The organism is Streptomyces sp. ASQP_92 (genome assembly GCF_025399895.1).
GTDB lineage: Bacteria > Actinomycetota > Actinomycetes > Streptomycetales > Streptomycetaceae > Streptomyces.
The window spans coordinates 282,782-302,817 of record NZ_JAODUA010000002.1; the positions used below are offsets into that span (position 1 = coordinate 282,782).

General features: G+C 72.9%; 15 protein-coding genes and 1 pseudogene. 13 read left to right on the forward strand and 3 right to left on the reverse strand.

Features of this window, described 5'->3' with window-relative positions; translation table 11 throughout:
• Positions 1–12: 12 nt before the first annotated feature.
• The gene (locus N4G70_RS07365; RefSeq protein ID WP_261711651.1) at positions 13–528 is read right to left on the reverse strand and encodes a DUF5709 domain-containing protein; all 516 of its coding nucleotides are present in this window, start codon (positions 526–528) and stop codon (positions 13–15) included.
• A 183-nt stretch (positions 529–711) separates the two neighbouring features.
• On the opposite strand from N4G70_RS07365, the gene N4G70_RS07370 reads away from it, so the two are divergent.
• The 6 genes from N4G70_RS07370 to rho all read left to right on the forward strand — a co-directional run bounded on the left by N4G70_RS07370 (position 712) and on the right by rho (position 7,712).
• Positions 712–1,668, forward strand: coding sequence for a TIGR01777 family oxidoreductase (locus tag N4G70_RS07370; protein WP_261711652.1), 957 nt, complete (start codon positions 712–714; stop codon positions 1,666–1,668).
• Between the two features lie 479 nt (positions 1,669–2,147).
• Positions 2,148–3,152, forward strand: coding sequence for a hypothetical protein (locus N4G70_RS07375; protein WP_261712066.1), 1,005 nt, complete (start codon positions 2,148–2,150; stop codon positions 3,150–3,152).
• Between the two features lie 136 nt (positions 3,153–3,288).
• A complete protein-coding gene (locus N4G70_RS07380; RefSeq protein ID WP_261711653.1) occupies positions 3,289–3,666 on the forward strand; it encodes a DUF488 domain-containing protein in 378 nt (125 codons plus the stop codon).
• 42 nt (positions 3,667–3,708) lie between these two features.
• Positions 3,709–5,286, forward strand: coding sequence for a bifunctional phosphatase PAP2/diacylglycerol kinase family protein (locus tag N4G70_RS07385; RefSeq protein ID WP_261711654.1), 1,578 nt, complete (start codon positions 3,709–3,711; stop codon positions 5,284–5,286).
• A 103-nt stretch (positions 5,287–5,389) separates the two neighbouring features.
• On the forward strand, positions 5,390–6,241 hold the full coding sequence (locus N4G70_RS07390) for a carboxymuconolactone decarboxylase family protein (RefSeq protein ID WP_261711655.1): 852 nt from the start codon (positions 5,390–5,392) through the stop codon (positions 6,239–6,241).
• A 346-nt stretch (positions 6,242–6,587) separates the two neighbouring features.
• Positions 6,588–7,712, forward strand: coding sequence for a transcription termination factor Rho (rho, locus tag N4G70_RS07395; RefSeq protein WP_261711656.1), 1,125 nt, complete (start codon positions 6,588–6,590; stop codon positions 7,710–7,712).
• A 195-nt stretch (positions 7,713–7,907) separates the two neighbouring features.
• Here rho and N4G70_RS07400 read toward each other — a convergent pair whose 3' ends face one another.
• Positions 7,908–8,105, reverse strand: a complete 198-nt coding sequence (locus N4G70_RS07400) for a hypothetical protein (protein ID WP_261711657.1) — start codon at positions 8,103–8,105, stop codon at positions 7,908–7,910.
• 248 nt (positions 8,106–8,353) lie between these two features.
• Here N4G70_RS07400 and N4G70_RS07405 point away from each other — a divergent pair, with 248 nt between their 5' ends.
• The 4 genes and pseudogenes from N4G70_RS07405 (at position 8,354) to N4G70_RS07420 (ending at position 13,839) form a co-directional block, all read left to right on the forward strand.
• On the forward strand, positions 8,354–9,544 hold the full coding sequence (locus N4G70_RS07405; protein WP_261711658.1) for an acyl-CoA dehydrogenase family protein: 1,191 nt from the start codon (positions 8,354–8,356) through the stop codon (positions 9,542–9,544).
• Between the two features lie 131 nt (positions 9,545–9,675).
• Positions 9,676–10,605, forward strand: a complete 930-nt coding sequence (locus tag N4G70_RS07410; RefSeq protein WP_261711659.1) for an oxygenase MpaB family protein — start codon at positions 9,676–9,678, stop codon at positions 10,603–10,605.
• A pseudogene (locus N4G70_RS07415) lies at positions 10,587–11,645 on the forward strand (serine/threonine-protein kinase); the annotation flags it as partial. The gene N4G70_RS07410 and the pseudogene N4G70_RS07415, both read left to right, overlap by 19 nt.
• 628 nt (positions 11,646–12,273) lie before the next feature.
• Positions 12,274–13,839: an NAD(P)/FAD-dependent oxidoreductase gene (locus tag N4G70_RS07420; protein WP_261711660.1), complete on the forward strand. Its 1,566-nt coding sequence runs from the start codon at positions 12,274–12,276 to the stop codon at positions 13,837–13,839.
• A gap of 33 nt (positions 13,840–13,872) precedes the next feature.
• Here the strand turns inward: N4G70_RS07420 and N4G70_RS07425 are convergent, their stop codons facing one another.
• Positions 13,873–15,564, reverse strand: coding sequence for a serine hydrolase (locus N4G70_RS07425; RefSeq protein ID WP_261711661.1), 1,692 nt, complete (start codon positions 15,562–15,564; stop codon positions 13,873–13,875).
• Positions 15,565–15,833: 269 nt separating this feature from the next.
• On the opposite strand from N4G70_RS07425, the gene N4G70_RS07430 reads away from it, so the two are divergent.
• Genes N4G70_RS07430 through N4G70_RS07440 form a run of 3 tightly spaced genes read left to right on the forward strand, consistent with a single transcriptional unit; the run spans position 15,834 to position 20,022 of the window.
• Entirely contained in the window at positions 15,834–16,943 is a 1,110-nt protein-coding gene (locus tag N4G70_RS07430; protein ID WP_261711662.1) for a nitronate monooxygenase, read from the forward strand.
• Positions 16,940–18,490, forward strand: coding sequence for an acyl-CoA synthetase (locus N4G70_RS07435; protein WP_261711663.1), 1,551 nt, complete (start codon positions 16,940–16,942; stop codon positions 18,488–18,490). The genes N4G70_RS07430 and N4G70_RS07435 overlap by 4 nt, the downstream gene beginning before the upstream one ends.
• Before the next feature lie 41 nt (positions 18,491–18,531).
• Entirely contained in the window at positions 18,532–20,022 is a 1,491-nt protein-coding gene (locus tag N4G70_RS07440; protein ID WP_261711664.1) for an acyl-CoA synthetase, read from the forward strand.
• The last annotated feature ends 14 nt before the right edge of the window (positions 20,023–20,036 follow it).

Here is a 20,036-nt window from a genome sequence, read left to right on the forward strand (position 1 = left end):
GGGGGTTGTCGGTCAGCGGGTGTCGCCGGGTTCGGCGCGGGCGGGGTCCTCGAAGCCGTCGAGGTACTCCGTGTCGTCCTCGTCCACTATGTGCATGGCCGCCTCCTCCGCCGAGGCGGCGGCCCCGTCGATGCCCACGTCCGTGGCGAGCATCCGGGTCTCGTCGTCGGGGTGGGCGCCCTCGTCGGGGGCCACCAGGCGTCCGGCGCGGGCGCCGCCGACCTCGTTGTCGCGCGGCTCGCCGTCGGTGTCCCAGGTGTCGCCCATGCCGTCGCCCTCGGCCGCGGCCACCTCGGGGAGCTCCGTGGCCAGGCGCTGCTCCAGACTGTCGCCGCGCAACCGCTCGGCGGCCGTCACGCCGGTGCGCTCCACGGCCCAGGGCCGCTCCGGCGGGGAGTAACCGACGTCGAGGGGGTCCGCGGGCCCGTCGTCCAGGGTGTCCTCGGCGCCGAGGATGCCTTCGTCGTCCTGGACCTCGGAGCCGTCGGGCTGGTAGACCTCGTCCCCCCACGCCTCACTGTCGACCACGGCTACCTCCTGGGTCGCGACCGGTGGCTCGCACGCCGCTCGGTCCGATCCGGCAGCCGTCCCCAGTCTCGGCGCGGCCCGGCGCCCGGCACCACCGCACGCCAGCCACCCGGGTGAGCGCCAGATCACTTTGAACGCGTTCAAGTTCGTGCGGTAGGGTCGCTTCCACATCGAGGGGGCGCCATGAAGATAGTGATTCCCGGCGGAACGGGGCAGGTCGGAACGGTTTTGGACCGGGCGCTCACCGCCGCAGGACATGAGGTCGTCATCCTCACCCGCAGCCCGCGCCACGAGCGGGAGGTGGCCTGGGACGGCGAGACGCTCGGCGCGTGGGCGGACGCCGTGGACGGCAGCGATGTCGTCATCAACCTGGCCGGCCGCAGCGTGAGCTGTCGCTACACCGAGGCCAACCTGCGAGCCATGATGGACTCGCGAGTGCGCTCCGCACGCGTCGTGGGTGAGGCGATCGAGGCCGCCGCGCGCCCGCCGAAGGTCTGGCTCCAGATGAGCACCGCGACCGTGTACGCCCACCGCTTCGACGCGGCCAACGACGAGGCGACCGGAGTCGTGGGCGGCGCCGAGCCGGACGTCCCGGGCTACTGGGGGTTCAGCGTGGAGATCGCCAAGGCGTGGGAAGCGGCCCAGGAGCAGGCCCGCACCCCGGACACCCGCAAGGTCGCCCTGCGCTCCGCGATGGTGATGAGCCCCGACCGTGCAGGCGTCTTCGACGTGCTCCTGAAGCTGGCCCGGCTCGGGCTCGGCGGCCCGGTCGCGGGCGGCGCGCAGTACGTGTCCTGGATCCACGACCGTGATTTCGTCCGGTCGGTGGAGTTCCTCGTCGAGCGCGAGGACATCACCGGTCCGATCAACCTGGCCGCGCCGGCACCGCTGCCGCAGCGGGCCTTCATGCGCGATCTGCGCCGCGCCTCGGGCATCCCGGTGGGGCTGCCCGCGACGAAGTGGATGGCCGAGCTCGGCGCGTTCGCCCTGCGCTCGGACACCGAGCTGCTCCTCAAGAGCCGCCGCGTGGTGCCCGGCCGACTCCTGGACGAGGGCTTCACCTTCGAGCACCCCGAGTGGCCCGGCGCCGCCGCCGACCTGGTCCGCCGGGTGCGCGCCGCGCGTCGAGAAGCCAACTAGCCGGTCCTGCACGGCAGTTGGGCCCGCTGTCGCGCCGGCCCGGCGGGCGTGAACACCCGGGCGAGCCCGGCGGTTGTGAACTGCCGGGCGCACCCGGCGGGTGTGAACTTCCGGGCGGCCCCGGCTCGCGCGTGAATGGCCGGGCCGCGCGCCGCGACCGTGATCCACGGCGCGACCTGCCGAGCGTGTGCACCCCGCCGCGCTCGCCGCCGTCGCCGCCCCCCACCACGATGCCCAGGACCCGCCTCTCGATCCCGGGTGGCTTCCGCGAGGAGATGCTTGTAGAGTACAACTCATTGGAGTTGTAAAAGCCAACCATTGGATGCGGGATCGCTCCCGGCCCTGCGTCCGATCAGAAGGGTCCTGTCATGTCCGGAGGCCACAAGGCCGGCCGGGTCGCCGCGCCCGGCGACGCGCGTACGGCGCCGTCGAACCCCGCGCTGCGGCACGTCCTCACCCATCTCGTCACCCCCCTGCTGATGTGCCTCGGCATGGGGCTCGCCTACCTCGGCACGTTCGTCACCCCCGAGCCGCACCACCTCCCGGTCGCGGTCGTCGGGGCGGGCCCCGAGGCGAAGGTGTTCGCGCAGACGGTGAAGGACAAGGCGGGCGACGCGCTCGACGTCCGTACGCTCGCCGACCGGGCCACCGCCGTCGACCAGCTCAAGGACCGGGACATCACCGGCGCCTACGTCCTGGACGCCAAGGCCCCCGAGCTCATCGTCGCTTCCGCCGGATCGGACATGAGCGCCACGGCCGTCGAGAAGGTCTTCACCCCGGTCGCCACCGCCCAAGGCGTCCCGCTCAAGGTCACCGACGTCGTCCCGCCGGTCTCCGGCGACCCGACGGGCTCGGGCATCTTCTTCCTGCTCATCGCCGTCAGCATCGGTTCCTACGCCTCCGTCGCCGTGCTCGGCGCCGCCGGGGCCGGCCTGTCCACCCGTACGAGGGCGGCGCTGGTGACCGGGGTCTCCTTCGCGGTCTCCCTGATCGGCGCGGCCTTCGCGGGACCGCTGTTCCACCTCGTCGACCACGGTCTGTGGGGCGTGTGGGCGATGTCCTGGCTGTACTCGGCGGGCATCCTCTTCCTCGGCGTGGGACTGCACACCTTCCTCAAGCGCTGGACCACGCTCGCCGTGATGGTCCTGTTCGTGATGCTCAACTTCACGAGCTCCGGCGGGCTCTTCCGGCCCGAACTGCAAAACGGCTTCTTCGCCGGCCTGCACGCCTTCTGGAACGGCGCCGGCCTTGTTGAGGGAATCCGCGATCTGGTCTACTTCGGCGGCCACGACCTCGCCCGCGATGTGTGGGTGCTCGTCGCCTGGTTGGTCCTCGGCCTCGCCGTCATGGCGATCGCGGCCACCGTCGAACGCCGCCGCACACCCGCCTCCGTCGCCCCCGCGCCGTCTTCCTCCCCGGCCGAGGCCGTCGAGGAAGAGGAAGAGGAAGAGCAAGAGGAGATCGAGGAGGCCGTGGGCGTCTGACACCGGCCCCACGCACCAGGGCGGCCCGCTCGGCGGAGCCGCCCCGCGCGTCACGGGCGCTCGGTCGCGCCGGGCGCGGGCCATTGACAGGGTGGCCGTCGAGACCGAAGCACGGCGCGACAGCGAGGAGGCAACGATGACGGCACGACACACACTCCGGGTCCGCCGCGTCTACGACCCGCCCGAGAAGGCCGACGGCGTACGCGTCCTGGTCGACCGGCTCTGGCCCCGGGGCCTGTCCAAGGAACACGCCGCCGTCGACGAGTGGCCCAAGGAGCTCACCCCCTCGACGGAGCTGCGCCGCTGGTACCACGAGGACCGCTCGCGCTACGCCGAGTTCCGGAAGCGGTACGAGGCCGAGCTGACCGGGACCGAACAGGCCCGGGCGCTCGACCGGCTCGCCGAGCTGGCCAAGGACCGTACCGTCACCCTGCTCACCGCGGCCAAGGACGTCGACCACAGCCATGTGCCGACCCTGGTCGCGGCCGTGGGCCGGGACCGCCCGTCCGGGTGAACCCGGCGGGCGGCCGCTCGCCATCCGGGCTAGGCAGGGGGCATGTCACCGATGTCACCGATGTCACGGATGGGGACGATCGACCGCCGCTGGTTCGAGCGCGTGGCCACCGCACGGCCGGCCGGCGCCGACCAGGTACTGCCCCGGCTCAGCCGCGCCGCCAACCACGGGGGCCTGTGGTTCGCCGCCGCGGGCGTGCTCGCGCTGGCCGGCGGCCCCGCCGCCCGCAGGGCCGCCCGGCGCGGAATCGGCGCCCTCGCGCTCGCCTCGCTCACCACCAACACCGTCGCCAAATACGCCACCCGGCGCCGGCGCCCGGTGATCGATGCGGTCCCGCTGGTGCGGCGCCTCACCAAGGCGCCGGTCACCACCTCGTTCCCCTCCGGCCACTCCGCGTCGGCCGCCGCCTTCGCCGCCGGGGTCGCCCTGGAATCCACCCGGTACGGGGCGGTGGTCGCGCCGCTCGCCGCCGCCGTGGCCTTCTCCCGCGTCTACGTCGGTGTGCACTATCCGGGCGACGTGCTCGCCGGATGCGCGCTCGGCGTGGCCGCCGCCGCCGTCACCTGCTACTGGTGGCCGCCCCGGCCCAGCCCCCCGCACTCCCTGCACACCCGGGTCGCGGCGGCCGAGCTGGCGCGCGGTCAGGGTCTCGTGGTCGTCCTCAACAGCGGCGTCGGCAAAGGAGTTCCGGGCCGTCTGCCCGCCCGGGACCACCTGAGGCTGCTGCTGCCCGAGGCCGAGATCATCGAACTCGGACCGGGCCAGGACCTGGGGGACCTGCTCGACGACGCCGTCGAACGGGCGGGCGCGCGCGCCAAGGTGCTCGGGGTGTGCGGCGGCGACGGCACGGTGAACGCGGCCTGCGAACGCGCCGCCCGCGCCGGGCTCGCCCTCGCCGTGTTCCCCGGCGGCACCCTCAACCACTTCGCCCTCGACGCGGGCGTCGCCGCCTTCGAGGACACCGCGTACGCCCTCGAACACGGCGAGGCGATCCGCGTCGACTTCGCCCGCGTCCGCGACGGGGCGGGCCACGACGTCGCCGCCTTCCTCAACACCTTCAGCATCGGGCTCTACCCCGACCTGGTACGTAGGCGCGAGGCCATGGAGAGCCGGATCGGCAAGTGGCCGGCCGCCGCCATCGCCCTCGTCCGGACGCTGCGCACCGCCGACCCCGTACGCCTCCAAGTGGACGGCCGGCCGCGCGCGTTGTGGCTGCTCTTCGCGGGCAACGGCCACTACCAGCCCGAGGGACTCGCCCCCTCCCACCGGCCGCGCCTCGACGAAGGACTCCTGGACGTACGCACCGTCGACGCCGAAGCACGTCTGGCCCGCACCCGACTCGTCATCTCCGCCCTCGCCGGCGCCCTGCGCCGTTCGCACGTCTACCGCGCCGAACGCGTCCGGTCGATCCGGCTCACCGGCCTGGAGAACATCAACGCCCTGGCGTACGACGGGGAGACCGCGGCCGCGCCGGACGCTCTGCTCCTCGACAAGGCGGAACGGGCGCTCGTCGTCTACAGCCCCGCCGAACCCCAGGACGAGATCGCCCAGCGAGCCCGCACCGCGCGGGCCGCCCTCGTCGCGGGGGCCACGGCGAGCAGGGCGCGGGCGGCCACGTGAGGTCCCTGGGTGTGGCGGCGGCCGGGACCGGGCGCCCGCCCCGAAGACGCGCCGGTCGCGGCCCCTTGTGCTGGAGCACACTCCAACTCGTAGCGTCTGTCGCATGAACAGCGCAGAGCACGCACACCACGCCTCCCCCCTCTCCTCCGGCAGTGAGACCAGCGACGAGCGGTTCGAGCGGGGCCTCGCCCTGCTGCGCACCGTCGGCGGCCAGGAGCACCCGGCGGTCCTGGACAGCCTGGCCGACATCGCCCCCGACCTCGGCCGCATGACCGTCGCCTTCGGCTACGGCGATGTCCTGTCCCGCCCCGGACTCACCCTGCGCCAGCGGCAGATCGCCACCGTCGCCGCGCTGGCCGCCATGGGCAACGCGGCCCCCCAACTGCGCTTCCACATCGACGGCGCGCTCAACGTGGGGGTCAGCCCGGCCGAGGTGGTCGAGATCCTCATCCACACCGCCGTGTACGCGGGCTTCCCCGCCGCCCTCAACGGCATCGGTGCCGCCCGCGAGGTCTTCGAGCGCCGCCCCGACGTCGCCGCCACACCGGTCGACTCCGAGCCGCTGCCGGGTGACCGGTACGAGCGGGGACTCGCCAAGCTCGCCGAGGTCGACGGACACGCCGGGGACCAGGTCGTGGCCTCGATGCGGGACATCGCGCCCGATCTGACGCGCTACATCGTCGAGTTCGCCTTCGGGGACGTCTACTCCCGCCCGGGGCTCGACCTCAAGTCGCGCGAACTGGCCTCCGTCGCCATGTGCACCGCGCTGGGCACGGCCGCCCTCCAACTGCGCGTCCACATCCACGGACTGCTCAACGTGGGCGGCAGCCGCGAGGAGGTCGTCGAGGTCATCACGCAGATGGCGGGCTACGCCGGCTTCCCCGCCGCCCTCAACGGCATCGCCGCGGCGCGCGAGGTCTTCGAGGAGCGCGGGGACGAGGGTCGCAGGGAGTAGCAGGGAACAGGGCAGCGGGGCCGGGAAGGGCAGGGGAGAAGGGGCCCGGGGCGCACACAGCCGAGGCCGCCTGGGACGGGCAGGCCGGCCGGCCCCGGCCAGGGCGGCTCATATGGCCCTGGTGGATGGGGAGTTGAGGAGAAGCGGTTCCGGCGTCGAGCGCTTTTCGGGACCGCCGGGCAGCAAGGGTGCTACTCTGCCCACAGCACGTGTGTACGCCCCTTCGTCGCGGCGTCCGTGCTTGTTTCCTCCCGGTGCCGCCTCCGGCGCGGCGCCCGCTGTTCCCCTCCCGGCCGCTGTACGGCCCGGACTTCTCCTGCGCCCCGTCGCGCGAAGGGACCCTCCTGTGCTGAGCACGCTCGACAAACCCACCATCCACCACGACCACCCCACCCGGACCCCGCTCGCCGGCGTCCTCGACCTCGCGGGCGGGCAGGGCAGAATCCGGACCGCCGGGTACGCCCCGGCCCTGGGCGACGTAAGACTTCCGCCCGCTCTCATCCGCCAACTCGGCCTGCGCAACGGCGACTTCATCGAATGCGAAGGCGTCGCGCCCGAACGTGTCGTGCGGGTCAACGGCCTCCCGGTCCAAGAGCTGCGCCACCGGCCGCACTTCGCCGACCTCACCCCGCTGCACCCGCGCGAACGGCTGCGCCTGGAGACCCGTTCCGAGCGGCTCACCACCCGTGTCATCGACCTCGTGGCGCCCATCGGCAAGGGACAGCGGGGTCTGATCGTGGCCCCGCCCAAGACCGGAAAGACCGTGCTGCTCAAGGAGCTGGCCCAGGCCGTCGCCGAGAACCATCCCGAGTGCCACCTCATGGTGCTGCTCATCGACGAGCGGCCCGAGGAGGTCACCGACATGATGCGCTCGGTCCGCGGCGAGGTGCTCGCCTCGACCTTCGACCGGCCGCCCAGGGAGCACATCGCGCTCGCCGAACTCGCCATCGAACGTGCCAAACGCCTGGTCGAGCAGGGTCAGGACGTCGTCCTGCTCCTCGACTCCCTCACGCGGCTGTGCCGTGCGCACAACAACGCGGCGGTGCCCGGCGGGCGCACCCTCAGCGGCGGCGTCGACGCGGCCGCGCTGCACGGCCCCAAGCGGCTGTTCGGCGCCGCACGGCTCACCGAGGAGGGCGGTTCCCTCACGGTCCTCGCGACCGCTCTGGTCGACACCGGGTCGCGCGCCGACGACTACTTCTTCGAGGAGCTCAAGAGCACCGGCAACATGGAGCTGTGCCTGAGCCGCACCCTCGCCGACAAGCGGCTCTTCCCCGCCGTGGACATCACCACCTCCGGCACCCGGCGCGAGGAACTCCTGCTCGCACCGGGGGAGTTGAGCGCGATGCGCGCACTGCGCCGGGCACTGCACCACCAGGACGCGCACGGCGCGCTCCAGGCGCTGCTCGACAAACTCCGCCGCACGCCCGACAACGCGGCCTTCCTGCGCCAGGTGCGCCTCACCGCCTGAAGCGTCCGTCCCGGGCCGGCTCCACCCGGGGGCCCATGGCCCGGCCGTGCGACGGAACGGCACGAGCGCGTGGCCCCGCCATGTGGCGCACCGGCACGAGCGCGGTCCAGCGCGGGCGCCGAGCCGCGCGGGCGCAGGCCCGCACCCCGGCGCGGCACCGGGCGCGCCCGCGCGGCCCCGCTCGCCGGGTGTCTCCTACGGCAGCAGCTTGTCGAGGGCGGCGGGGCCCTCGGCGGCCAGCTTGCGCTCGGCCCAGGCCAGGTTCTGCGGATTGATGTCCCGCCCGGACGCGAGCACCAGGTCCTCCGCGGTGACCTCGCCCCCCGCTCCCGTGTGCAGCAGGGCGTCGGGGGTCACGGGCTCGTGCGGGCTGGAATCGGGCCGGTCGTTCATACCGCCTCCTACGTTCGTCCGGTAATGCACCATTCTCGCCCCCGCCTACCCGGACCGCATCCGGCCCACACGCCCCCTCCGTCCCCGGGCCGCACGGGCGGGGGAGGCGGCGGTCCGCCCGGCGCGTACCGGGTGTCCGAAAGCGGGCGCCCAGCGGGCCGGGCGGGCGGGAGCGGCACTTCTCTTCCGGATTCTTGGAACACGTTCTACTGTGTGCGCCGCCGTACCGCGACCGTCCTGGAGGCGCCGTGCACCTCGAATACACGCCTGAGCAGCAGCAGTTGCGCACCGAGCTGCGGACCTACTTCGCCGGACTGGTGCCGGCCGACGTCCACGCCCGGTACGCCGACCCGGCCGCGCAGAAGCGGTTCTACCGCGAGACCGTGCGCCGGCTCGGCGAGGACGGCTGGCTGGGGGTGGGATGGCCCACGGAGTACGGCGGACGCGGACTCAGCCCCATGGAACAGTTCATCTTCTTCGACGAGGCCGCCCAGGCGGGCGTCCCCCTGCCGCTGATGGCGCTGAACACCGTCGGCCCGACGATTATGCGGTTCGGCACGGACGAGCAGAAGGCGTACTTCCTGCCGAAGATCCTCTCCGGCGAGATCGACTTCGCCATCGGCTACAGCGAACCCGACGCCGGCACCGACCTCGCGGCCCTGAAGACCCGGGCGGTACGCGAGGGCGACGAGGCCACCGGTACGTACACGGTGAACGGCCAGAAGATCTGGACCACCAACGGGGACACCGCCGACTGGGTCTGGCTGGCGGTGCGCACCGACCCGGACGCCCCCGCGCACAAGGGCATCACCATGCTGCTCGTGCCCACGTCCGACCCGGGATACAGCTGCACCCTCATCAACACGCTCGCCTCGCACGACACCACGGCCAGCTACTACGAGAACATCCGGGTGCCCGCCACCCGCCGGGTCGGCGAGGAGAACAAGGGCTGGCGCCTGATCACCAACCAGTTGAACCACGAACGGGTCACCCTGGCGGCGCACGGCACCATGGCGATCCGCGCCCTGCACGACGTCCAGCGCTGGGCGGCGGACACCAAGCTCGCCGACGGCCGCCGCGTCATCGACCTCGGCTGGGTCCGCAAGAACCTCGCCCGCACCCACGCCCGCCTGGACGCGATGAAGCTCCTCAACTGGCAGATGGTCAACGCCGTCCAGGAGGGCACCCTCACCCCGCAGGACGCCTCCGCCGTCAAGGTGTACGGCTCGGAGGCGCGCCGGGACGCCTACGCCTGCCTCATGGAGGTCGTGGCGGCCGCCGCCCCGATGAAGGAGGGCTCCGCCCACACCGTCCTGCACGGCGAACTCGAACGCGGCTACCGCTCCGCCGTGATCTTCACCTTCGGCGGCGGGAACAACGAGATCCAGCGGGAGATCATCGCCTGGATCGGCCTGGGGATGCCGCGGGTGCGGCGTTAGCCCCGGCCCCCGCATGCCCGCCCTCCTGACCGGACATCCCTGCCGCCGGCCCGTACCCCCGGAGGAACGCGGCGACTAGCCTCGGCGGAAGGCGCGCACGGTGCTGGGCGCACGCTCACTGGAGGTGGGGGATGACGGACGCCGACCCCGGGTACTTCGGGCCCGACTCGGTCACCTGGCAGTTGCACAGCGACCCCATGATGTGGATCGCGGGCGTCCGCGCCCTCTACCTCCAGGCTCTGCATCCACGGGCCGTGCGCGGGGTCATGCAGAACTCCGACTTCCGCCAGGACGCGTGGGGCCGCCTGATGCGTACGGCCGACTTCGTCGGAACGCTCTCGTACGGCACGAAGGAGGCCGCCGAGCGGGCCGGCGCCCGGGTGCGGCGCATCCACGCCCTGCTCACGGCGGACGACCCCGAGACGGGGGAGCGGTTCGGGATCGACGACCCCGAGCTGCTCCTGTGGGTGCACTGCGCCGAGATCGACAGCTACCTCGGCGTCGTCCGGCGCTCCGGATTCCGCCTCCACGACGCCCAGGCGGACCGCTACGTCGGCGAACACCGGGTGGACGCCCGCCTGGTGGGGCTCGACCCGGCCGGTGTGCCGGGCACCGTCGCCGAGCTCGCCGCCTACTTCGACTCGATACGGCCCCGTCTCGCGGTCACCGCCGACGCCCGGGCCGTCGACGACTTCCTGCGCCGCCCGCCCGTCCATCCCCTGCTGGTCCCGGCGCGCACGCTGGTGTGGCGGCGCGTGGCCGCCCTCGCCTACGCCTCGCTGCCCCCGTACGCCCACGAGCTCTACGGCCGTCCCGCCCCCGCCACAGGGGTGGTGGACCGCCGTCTGACCATGGCCGGAACCGCGCTGCGCCGCATCCCCGCGACGATCCGCTGGCAGCTCCCGCCGCGGCACATCCTGAAGGCGGTCGCCCGGCTCGGGCCCCAGGTCCGACCCGCGCCGTACACACTGCGCCGGGAGGCGGCCATACTGGACGGGCCCGGGAGGCGCGGGGTGGTGAGTGACGGGGGCGACGGCATCAGATGGCGGAAACCAGGCTGATCCACGGCCGCTACCGGCTGCTCGACGTGGTCGGGCGCGGTGGCATGGGCGAGGTGTGGCGGGCCCGCGACGAGTCGCTGGAGCGGCGGGTCGCGATCAAGCTGCTCAAGCCGCCCGCCCCGGGCCACGAGGAGTCCGTCGCCCGGGTCCTCGGGGAGCGCTTCCGGCGCGAGGCCCGGCTCGCCGCCGCGCTCCAGCACCGCGGGGTGACCGTCGTGCACGACTTCGGGGAGTACGAGGGCGGGCTCTACCTCGTGATGGAACTGCTCGACGGGCGCAACCTCAGCGAGTGCCTCGACGACAACGAGCAGCGGCCGTTGCCGGTCGCGGACGTCGTGGACATCGCCGAACAGGTCGCGGCGGCCCTCGCCTACACCCATCAACAGGGCATCGTGCACCGGGACTTGAAGCCCGCGAACATCATGCGGCTCGACGACGGCACCGTGAAGATCTGCGACTTCGGCATCGCCCGGCTCGACGCCGACATCGACCTCACCGGCCGCCTCACCGGCACCGGCATCGCCATGGGCACCCCGCACTACATGTCACCGGAGCAGATCGGCGGCGCCGAGGTCGACCACCGCAGCGACCTGTACTCGCTCGGCTGTGTGCTCTACGAGATCTCCACCGGCGTGCCCCCGTTCGACCTGGACGACGCCTGGGCGGTGCTCGTCGGCCACCGCCACACCGAACCCCGCCCCCCACGCGAACACCGCGCCGAGCTGCCCGGCTTCCTCGACCGCGTGGTGCTCGACCTGCTGGCCAAGGAGCCCGGTCAACGACCGGACAACGCGGGGGAGGTGGCGGCGCGACTGGCCGCGGGGCGGGGCGGGCGCCCGCTCGCCGACCCGGTGCCGCTGCGCCCGCGTGCCGCGCCCCGGCTGCCGTCCTGGACGAAGGGGATGACCACCGGGCACAAGGCGACCCGTGCCATCTCCCCGGCCGCCCCGCCCGACCACACCGCGGGCCTCACCGGCGCATGGACCGCCCCGCACCGCGCCCCGGCCACCCCGGCCCCGCCGCCCGCCGACCGGCCGCCGGGGGAGGTGCGGGGTGCGTCTTGAACCCGCTCTCGCCTGCGGGCGGGCGCGTTTCGCGCAGTTCCCCGCGCCCCCCAACCCCGCCTCCTTCTGCGGACCGTGCCCGCGTCTCGCGCAGTTCCCCGCGCCCCCAACCCCGCCTCCTTCTGCGGACCGTGCCCGCGTTTCGCGCAGTTCCCCGCGCCCCTAAACCCGCCTTCATCTGCGGACCGTGCTCGCGTCTCGCGCAGTTCCCCGCGCCCCTTGACTACGCGGTGCCGGTCAGCACGGGACGCCTCAGCCCGTCTGGCGTCTCCGGTACCGGCCGGCATGGGACACCTCAGCCCGTCCGGCGTTTGAGGACGAGGGCCCTTCAGGCCCGAACGGGGTCTGGGGCGGAGCCCCAGGGCGCCTGCGGACCGTGCCCGCTTCTCGCGCAGTTCCCCGCGCCCCCAAACCCGCCTTCTTCCGCGGACCGTGCCCGCGTCTCGCGCAGTTCCCCGCGCCCCCAAACCCGCCTCCTTCTGCGGACCGTGCCCGCGTCTCGCGCGGTTCCCCGCGCCGCTGAACCCCCCTTGGGCGCGCGGTTTCCCGGGGCCGGGAAGGTTGGGGGGTGGGGTGGGAGGAGGGTGGCGTGTTATCAAGGGGCATGTCCGTACGTAGCGCGTTCGACCGTGAGCTGTACGACGCCGTCATCGTCGGTGGAGGCCACAACGGCCTGGTTGCCGCCGCCTATCTCGCCCGGGCGGGCAAGTCCGTCCTGGTGCTCGAACGGCTCGACCGCACCGGTGGCGCGGCCGTGTCCACCCGGCCCTTCGCGGGGGTGGACGCCCGGCTCTCGCGCTACTCCTACCTCGTCTCGCTACTCCCGAAGAAGATCGTCGACGACCTGGCGCTGGACTTCGCGGTCCGCAAGCGCACCGTGTCCTCGTACACGCCGACTCTGCGTGAAGGGCGGCCCGGCGGACTTCTGGTGGGTGGGGGGCGGGAGCGTACCGCCGCGTCCTTCCGGCAACTGACCGGATCCGGCGCCGAGTTCGCAGCCTGGCAGGGTTTCTACGACACGATGCGTCAGGTGGCCGAGCGGGTCTTTCCCACGCTGACCGAGCCGCTGCCGAGCGCCGCCGCGCTGCGGGCGCGGGTCGGCGACGACGCGGCGTGGCGGATGCTGTTCGAGGAGCCCATCGGCGTCGCCGTCGAGGACCGCTTCAGCGACGACCTGGTGCGGGGCGTCGTGCTCACGGACGCTCTGATCGGCACCTTCGCCGACGCCCACGACCCCTCGCTCGCCCAGAACCGCTGCTTCCTCTACCACGTGATCGGCCAGGGCACCGGGGACTGGGACGTGCCCGTGGGCGGCATGGGCGCCCTCACCGACGCGCTCGCCGACGCCGCCCGCGCGGCAGGCGCGGAGATCGTCACCGGGCACGAGGTGACCGCGATCCGCACCGACGGGACCGAGGCCGAGGTCGGCTATGTCACCGGCGAGACCTCCGGCACCGTGGCCGCCCGGCACGTCCTGGTGAACGCCTCGCCGCGTGCCCTGGCCGACCTCACGGGCGCTACGCCGCCCGAACCCGCCGAGGGCGCCCAGCTCAAGGTCAACATGCTGCTCGAACGGCTGCCCCGGCTCCGGGACACCTCGGTGGACCCGAGGGAGGCCTTCGCCGGTACCTTCCACATCGCCGAGGGATACGCGCAGTTGGCGACCGCCTACGCCGAGGCCGCGCGGGGCGAGCTGCCCAGCGCGCCGCCCTCGGAGATCTACTGCCACTCGCTGACCGATCCCTCGATCCTCGGTCCCGAGCTCGCGGGCCGGGGCTACCAGACCCTCACCCTGTTCGGTCTGCACACCCCGGCCCGGCTGTTCGCCGAGGACAACGACAAGGCGCGCGAGCTGCTGCTCCGCGCCACCCTCGCCCAACTGGACGCCCACCTCGACGAACCGCTCGCCGACTGTCTGGCCCGGGACGCCGACGGCCGCCCCTGCATCGAGGCGAAGACGCCCCTCGACCTGGAGCGCGACCTGCGGTTGCCCGGCGGCCACATCTTCCACCGCGGCCTGGCCTTCCCCTACGGCGACGAGTCGACGGGCCGCTGGGGCGTCGAGACGAGCCATCCGAACGTGCTGCTGTGCGGGGCGGGCGCGGTGCGCGGCGGTGGTGTGAGCGGCATCCCCGGGCACAACGCGGCGATGGCCGTGCTCGGCCGGTGAGGGATCGCCCTCCTCAACGCCCGTCCGCACAGGTCAGTTCGGGGAGCGTGTCCAGCCGCGCGCCTCGATCCGGGCGGCGTCGTGCGGCCGCGACTCGTCGAACAGGACCCGGCCGTCCTCGACGATCCGCAGCCCGTCGACGTAGACCCCGCGACCGACATACAGGGGGCCGGTGGTGTACCGCCAGCGCAGCCGCACCGGTTCCGTCGGCCAGTCGGTCAGATCCGCGCTCACCTCGTGCCAGACCCGCCCGGACCACCCCGTCACCGATCCCGCCGGATGTTCCACGGCCGCCTTTCCGGGGAGCGCGGTCGTGAACGGCACGGGCCGCCAGGCTCCGCCGGATCCCGGCGAGGCCTCCAGGGCGACGGTGCCCACGCCCGGCTCGGTGTCCCACCACAGGGCGCAGCCCAGGCGGCGCTGGGCGGCCGGGGGAGAGGGGGGCAGGGTGAGGGTGGCGGTGGTCCCGCGCGCCATGCCCGCGAACCACGACTCCCCGCCGTGTGCGGGGCGTACCGGGACCGCGCGGGCGAGGGCGTCGCCCGCGGCCACTCGGGGCGCCGAGCCGGAGCGCCACGTACGGACCGGGTGAACGGAGTTGGCGAGCAGCACGAGAAAGGTGTCGGTGCCGGGGTCGATGACGATGCTGGTGCCGGTGAAGCCCGTGTGCCCGGCACTGCGCGGGGTGGCCATCGCGCCCATGTACCAGTGCTGGTACAGCTCGAAGCCCAGGCCGTGCTCATGGCCGGGGAAGGCCGTGTTGAAGTCGGTGAACAGCAGCTCCACGGAGTCGGGGCGCAGGATCCGGGCCCGTCCGTAGAGGCCGCCGTTGAGCAGGGTCCGGGCGAGGACCGCGAGGTCCCAGGCGCAGGAGAACACCCCGGCATGGCCGGCCACTCCGCCGAGGCAGTACGCGTTCTCGTCGTGGACCTCGCCCCACACCGGGCCCCGGTCGATCCCCGACCACGGCCGGCGGGCGTCCTCGGTCGCGGCGATCCCCGGCTTCCAGGACGCGGGCGGGTTGTAGCGGGTGCGGCGCATTCCGAGCGGAGCGGTGATCTCGTCGTGGAGCAGCGCGTCCAGGGGACGTCCGGTGATCCTCTCCAGGACCAGTTGGAGCGAGATCAGATTCAGGTCGGAGTAGAGGTAGGCGCTGCCGGGCGCGGTGGCCGGGGCCTCGTTCCAGATGAGCCCCAGCCTCGCTTCGTACGTCGGCGCCTCGTACAGCGGGATCCAGGACCGGAACCCCGAGGTGTGGGTGAGCAACTGCCGTACGGTGACCGCCTGTTTGCCCGCCGCGCCGAACTCGGGCAGATACGCGGCGACGGGACGGTCGAGGGCCAGCGCGCCCCGCTCGATCTGCTGGACGGCGAGCAGCGAGGTGAACAGTTTGGAGAGGGAGGCGAGGTCGTACACCGTGTCCTCGGCCGCCGCGATCCGGTCCTGGGGCGCCAGCTCCACGGCCCTGTCGCTCTTCTCGTCGTACCTCGCGTAGCGCACCGCGCTGCCGATCGCCCGGTGCAGGGCGACCGTGCCGCCGCGCCCCGCGAGCAGCACGGCTCCCGCGTACCAGGGGTGCTGGGGCGAGGGGCCGAGGTAGCGCTCGGCCTCCTCGGCCAAGCGGTCCAGGTGCTCCGGCAGCAGCCCGGCCCGCTCGGCCCGGCCGTGCCGCAGGGTGCGGCCCCGTTCGTCCGCCGTCGCCGTTCCCGGCGTCGAGCCCACCATCAGCGCGCCTCCACCACCATCGCCGCACCGGCCGGTTGTCGTCTGCTCATGCCCGGGACTTCCGCGGCCACCGGCCCGCACCCCTTCCCTTACGCGCCGCCCTGGCGCGGTGAAAGTATCTTTCGTGGTCGCGCAGATCCCCGGGAACTTTCTTCCCCGGCGTCGGCCGTGTCATGACCTGGCGGGCGTCCGGGGCATGGCGCAAAGAAACTGACGCAGCATCAGAAAATCTCTTCCCTCGTCGCTTCCGCTACGGCATCCTGCGCCCCATGCAGACGGAGCTGAGCAAGAAACTCGGAGTGGAGCACGCCGTCTTCGGCTTCACGCCGTTTCCGGCGGTGGCCGCGGCCATCACCCGGGCCGGCGGATTCGGCGTGCTCGGCGCGGTCCGTTACACGGCGCCCGACGACCTCGCACGCGACCTGGACTGGATGCAGGAGCACACCGACAACCTGCCCTACGGCCTCGACGTGGTGATGCCCGCCAAGAAGGTCGAGGGGGTCGGCGAGGCCGAGGTCGAGGCCATGATCCCCGAGTCGCACCGGCGGTTCGTGCGGGAGACCCTGGCCAAGCACGGCGTGCCCGAGCTCGCCGAAGGAGAGGCCTCCGGCTGGCGCATCACCGGCTGGATGGAACAGGTGGCCCGCAACCAGCTCGACGTCGCCTTCGACTATCCGATCAAGCTGCTGGCCAACGCGCTCGGCTCACCGCCCGCCGACGTCGTCGAGCGCGCCCACGAGCGCGGCGTGCTCGTCGCCGCGCTCGCCGGCAGCGCCCGCCACGCCCGCCACCACGCGGACGCAGGCATCGACGTCGTCGTCGCCCAGGGCTACGAGGCCGGCGGCCACACCGGGGAGATCGCCACCATGGTGCTGGTCCCCGAAGTCGTCGACGCCGTCGGCCCGTTGCCGGTCCTCGCGGCCGGGGGCATCGGCAGCGGCGAGCAGATCGCCGCCGGGCTCGCCCTCGGCGCCCAGGGCGTCTGGCTCGGCTCGCTCTGGCTGACCACCACCGAGGCCGACCTCCACTCCCGCGCGCTGACCCGCAAACTCCTCGCGGCCGGCTCGGGCGACACCGTCCGCTCCCGGGCCCTCACCGGCAAGCCCGCCCGCCAACTGCGCACCGAGTGGACCGACGCCTGGGACGACCCGGCGGGACCCGGCACCCTACCCATGCCGCTCCAGGGCCTCCTCGTCGCCGAGGCCGTCTCGCGCATCCAGAAGTACGAGGTCGAACCGCTGCTCGGCACACCTGTGGGCCAGATCGTGGGGAAGATGACCGCCGAACGCAGCGTCCAGGACACCTTCGACGAGCTGACGCGCGGCTTCGAGCGCGCCGTCGACCGCATCAACCGCATCGCCGGGAGGGACGCCCGATGAACCAGCCGCCCAACGGTTTCTGGGCCCAGGCCACCGCCGACCCCGACCGGCCCGTGCTCCTCGCGCCGGACGGCGAGGAGTGGACCGCGGGCCGGCTGCACGCCGCCGTCAACCAACTCGTCCACGGGCTGCGGGCCGCCGGCCTGGAGCGCGGCGACGCGTTCGCCGTGGTGCTGCCCAACGGCGTCGAGTTCTTCACCGCCTACCTCGCCGCGTCCCAGGCCGGGTTTTACCTCGTGCCGGTCAACCACCACCTGGTCGGCCCCGAGATCGCCTGGATCGTCGCCGACTCCGGCGCCAAGGTGCTCATCGCACACGAACGGTTCGCCGACGCGGCCGTCGCCGCCGCCCACGAGGCGAACGTCCCCGCCTCCCATCGCTATGCCGTGGGCGCCGTGCCCGGCTTCACCCCGTACGCCCAACTCCTCGACGGGCAGCCCGAGTCGGCGCCGCCGGACCGCACGCTCGGCTGGGTCATGAACTACACCTCGGGCACCACTGGACGCCCGCGCGGCATCCGGCGCCCGCTGCCCGGAAAGCTCCCGGAGGAGACCTATCTCGGCGGCTTCCTCGCCATCTTCGGCATCAAGCCGTTCGAGGACAACGTCCACCTGGTGTGCTCGCCGCTCTACCACACGGCCGTCCTCCAATTCGCGGGCGCCTCCCTGCACATCGGGCACCGCATCGTCCTCATGGACAAGTGGACGCCGCAGGAGATGCTGCGTCTCATCGACCAACAGGCCTGCACCCACACGCACATGGTGCCGACCCAGTTCCACCGGCTCCTGTCGCTGCCCGACGACGTGAAGGCGCGCTACGACGTGTCGTCGATGCGGCACGCCATCCACGGCGCCGCGCCCTGCCCCGACCACGTCAAACGCGCCATGATCGACTGGTGGGGGAACTGCGTCGAGGAGTACTACGCGGCGAGCGAGGGAGGCGGGGCGTTCGCCACCGCCGAGGACTGGCTGAAGAAGCCGGGAACCGTCGGAAAGGCCTGGCCCATCAGTGAGTTGGCGGTCTTCGACGACGACGGCAACCCGCTGCCGGCGGGGCAGCTCGGCACGGTCTACATGAAGATGTCGACGGGCGGCTTCAGCTACCACAAGGACGAGGGCAAGACCAGGAAGAACCGCATCGGCGACTTCTTCACCGTCGGCGACCTCGGCTACCTCGACGAGGACGGCTACCTCTTCCTGCGCGACCGCAAGATCGACATGATCATCTCCGGTGGCGTCAACATCTACCCGGCCGAGATCGAGGCCGCCCTGCTGACCCACCCGGCCGTCGCGGACGCCGCCGCCTTCGGCATTCCGCACGCCGACTGGGGCGAGGAGGTCAAGGCCGTCGTCGAGGTGGCCGAGGGCCACACCGCGGGAGAGGAACTCGCCGCGGGGATACTCGCCCACTGCGCGGACCGGCTGGCCGCGTACAAACGCCCCAAGACCCTCGACTTCATCGCGGCGATGCCCCGCGACCCCAACGGCAAGCTCTACAAGCGGCGGTTGCGCGAACCGTACTGGGAGGGCCACGAGCGCGCGATGTGACACGGCTTGACCCCGGCCTCCCGGCCGCCCAGGATCCAGCCATGAACGAGGTACGCAGCAGCACCGTCGACGGCATCGTGCGCCGCAGCGCCCGGCGCACCCCCGACCGCATCGCCCTGCGCTACGCGGAGCGCTCCTGGAGCTATGCCGAACTGGACGCAGCCGTGTCCACCGCGGCCGCCTTCCTGACCGCGCGGGGCTTGCACAAGGGCGACCGGGTCGCCGCCTACGGCCACAACTCGGACGCGTATCTCATCGCGTTCCTCGCCTGCTCCCGCGCCGGGTTCATCCATGTGCCGATCAACCAGCACCTCACCGGCGACGACCTGGTGTACATCCTGGAGCAGTCCGGCGCGGCCCTCGTCCTCGCCGACCCGGCGCTCGCCGAACGGGTGCCCCCACGCTTCACGACGCTCCCCTTGCGTGACGGCGCGGGCTCGCTGCTGGCGGCCCTGGCCGAGCCGGTCCCCTACGTGTGCGACGGCGACCGGCACGACCTGGTGCAGCTGCTCTACACCTCCGGCACCACCGCGCTGCCCAAGGGCGCGATGATGACGCACCGGGCGCTCGTGCACGCATATGTCTCCGCCATCACGGCGCTCGACCTGCGCGCCTCGGACCGGCCCGTCCACACCCTGCCGCTCTACCACTCGGCGCAGATGCACGTCTTCCTGCTGCCCTACCTGGCGGTCGGCGCCGAGAACACCGTCCTGGACGCACCCGACGCGGGCCGTCTCTTCGATCTGGTGGAGGCGGGACGCGCCGACTCGCTGTTCGCGCCGCCCACGGTGTGGATCGCACTCGCGGGCCATCCCGAGTTCGCCACCCGCGACCTGAGCGGCCTGCGCAAGGCCTACTACGGGGCCTCGATCATGCCGGTGCCGGTCCTGGAGCGGCTGCGCGAACGGCTGCCGGGGCTCGCCTTCTACAACTGCTTCGGGCAGAGCGAGATCGGCCCGCTGGCCACCGTGCTCGGCCCCGACGAGCACGAGGGGCGGCTCGACTCGTGCGGGCGACCCGTCCTGTTCGTCGAGGCGAGGGTCGTCGACGAGAACGGCAAGGAGGTGCCCGACGGGACGGCGGGCGAAGTCGTCTACCGCTCCCCGCAGTTGTGCGAGGGGTACTGGGACAAGCCGGCCGAGACCGAGGAAGCCTTCCGCGACGGGTGGTTCCACTCCGGGGACCTCGCGGTGCGCGACACCGAGGGCTACTTCACCGTCGTCGACCGCGTGAAGGACGTCATCAACTCCGGCGGCGTACTGGTCGCCTCGCGCCAGGTCGAGGACGTGCTGTACACCCACCCGGCGGTCGCCGAGGCCGCCGTCGTGGGGCTGCCCGACGACCGCTGGATCGAGGCGGTCACCGCGTTCGTCGTACGGCGGGGCGAGGTCACCGAGGCCGAGCTCATCGAGCACGCGCGGCGGTCGCTGGCCGGCTTCAAGACCCCCAAGCGGGTGCGGTTCGTGGACGAACTGCCCCGGAACGCGAGCGGGAAGATCCTCAAGCGCGAACTGCGCGACCGGTTCGCCTGAACTGCCGCGCGCAG

Coding starts and splice junctions, on each gene's coding strand:
- N4G70_RS07370 (WP_261711652.1), top strand. CDS start 712: ATGAAGATAGTGATTCCCGGCGGAACGGGGCAGGTCGGAACGGTTTTG.
- N4G70_RS07375 (WP_261712066.1), top strand. CDS start 2,148: ATGTGCCTCGGCATGGGGCTCGCCTACCTCGGCACGTTCGTCACCCCC.
- N4G70_RS07380 (WP_261711653.1), top strand. CDS start 3,289: ATGACGGCACGACACACACTCCGGGTCCGCCGCGTCTACGACCCGCCC.
- N4G70_RS07385 (WP_261711654.1), top strand. CDS start 3,709: ATGTCACCGATGTCACCGATGTCACGGATGGGGACGATCGACCGCCGC.
- N4G70_RS07390 (WP_261711655.1), top strand. CDS start 5,390: ATGAACAGCGCAGAGCACGCACACCACGCCTCCCCCCTCTCCTCCGGC.
- N4G70_RS07400 (WP_261711657.1), bottom strand. CDS start 8,105: ATGAACGACCGGCCCGATTCCAGCCCGCACGAGCCCGTGACCCCCGAC.
- N4G70_RS07410 (WP_261711659.1), top strand. CDS start 9,676: ATGACGGACGCCGACCCCGGGTACTTCGGGCCCGACTCGGTCACCTGG.
- N4G70_RS07420 (WP_261711660.1), top strand. CDS start 12,274: ATGTCCGTACGTAGCGCGTTCGACCGTGAGCTGTACGACGCCGTCATC.
- N4G70_RS07425 (WP_261711661.1), bottom strand. CDS start 15,564: ATGGTGGGCTCGACGCCGGGAACGGCGACGGCGGACGAACGGGGCCGC.
- N4G70_RS07430 (WP_261711662.1), top strand. CDS start 15,834: ATGCAGACGGAGCTGAGCAAGAAACTCGGAGTGGAGCACGCCGTCTTC.
- N4G70_RS07435 (WP_261711663.1), top strand. CDS start 16,940: ATGAACCAGCCGCCCAACGGTTTCTGGGCCCAGGCCACCGCCGACCCC.
- N4G70_RS07440 (WP_261711664.1), top strand. CDS start 18,532: ATGAACGAGGTACGCAGCAGCACCGTCGACGGCATCGTGCGCCGCAGC.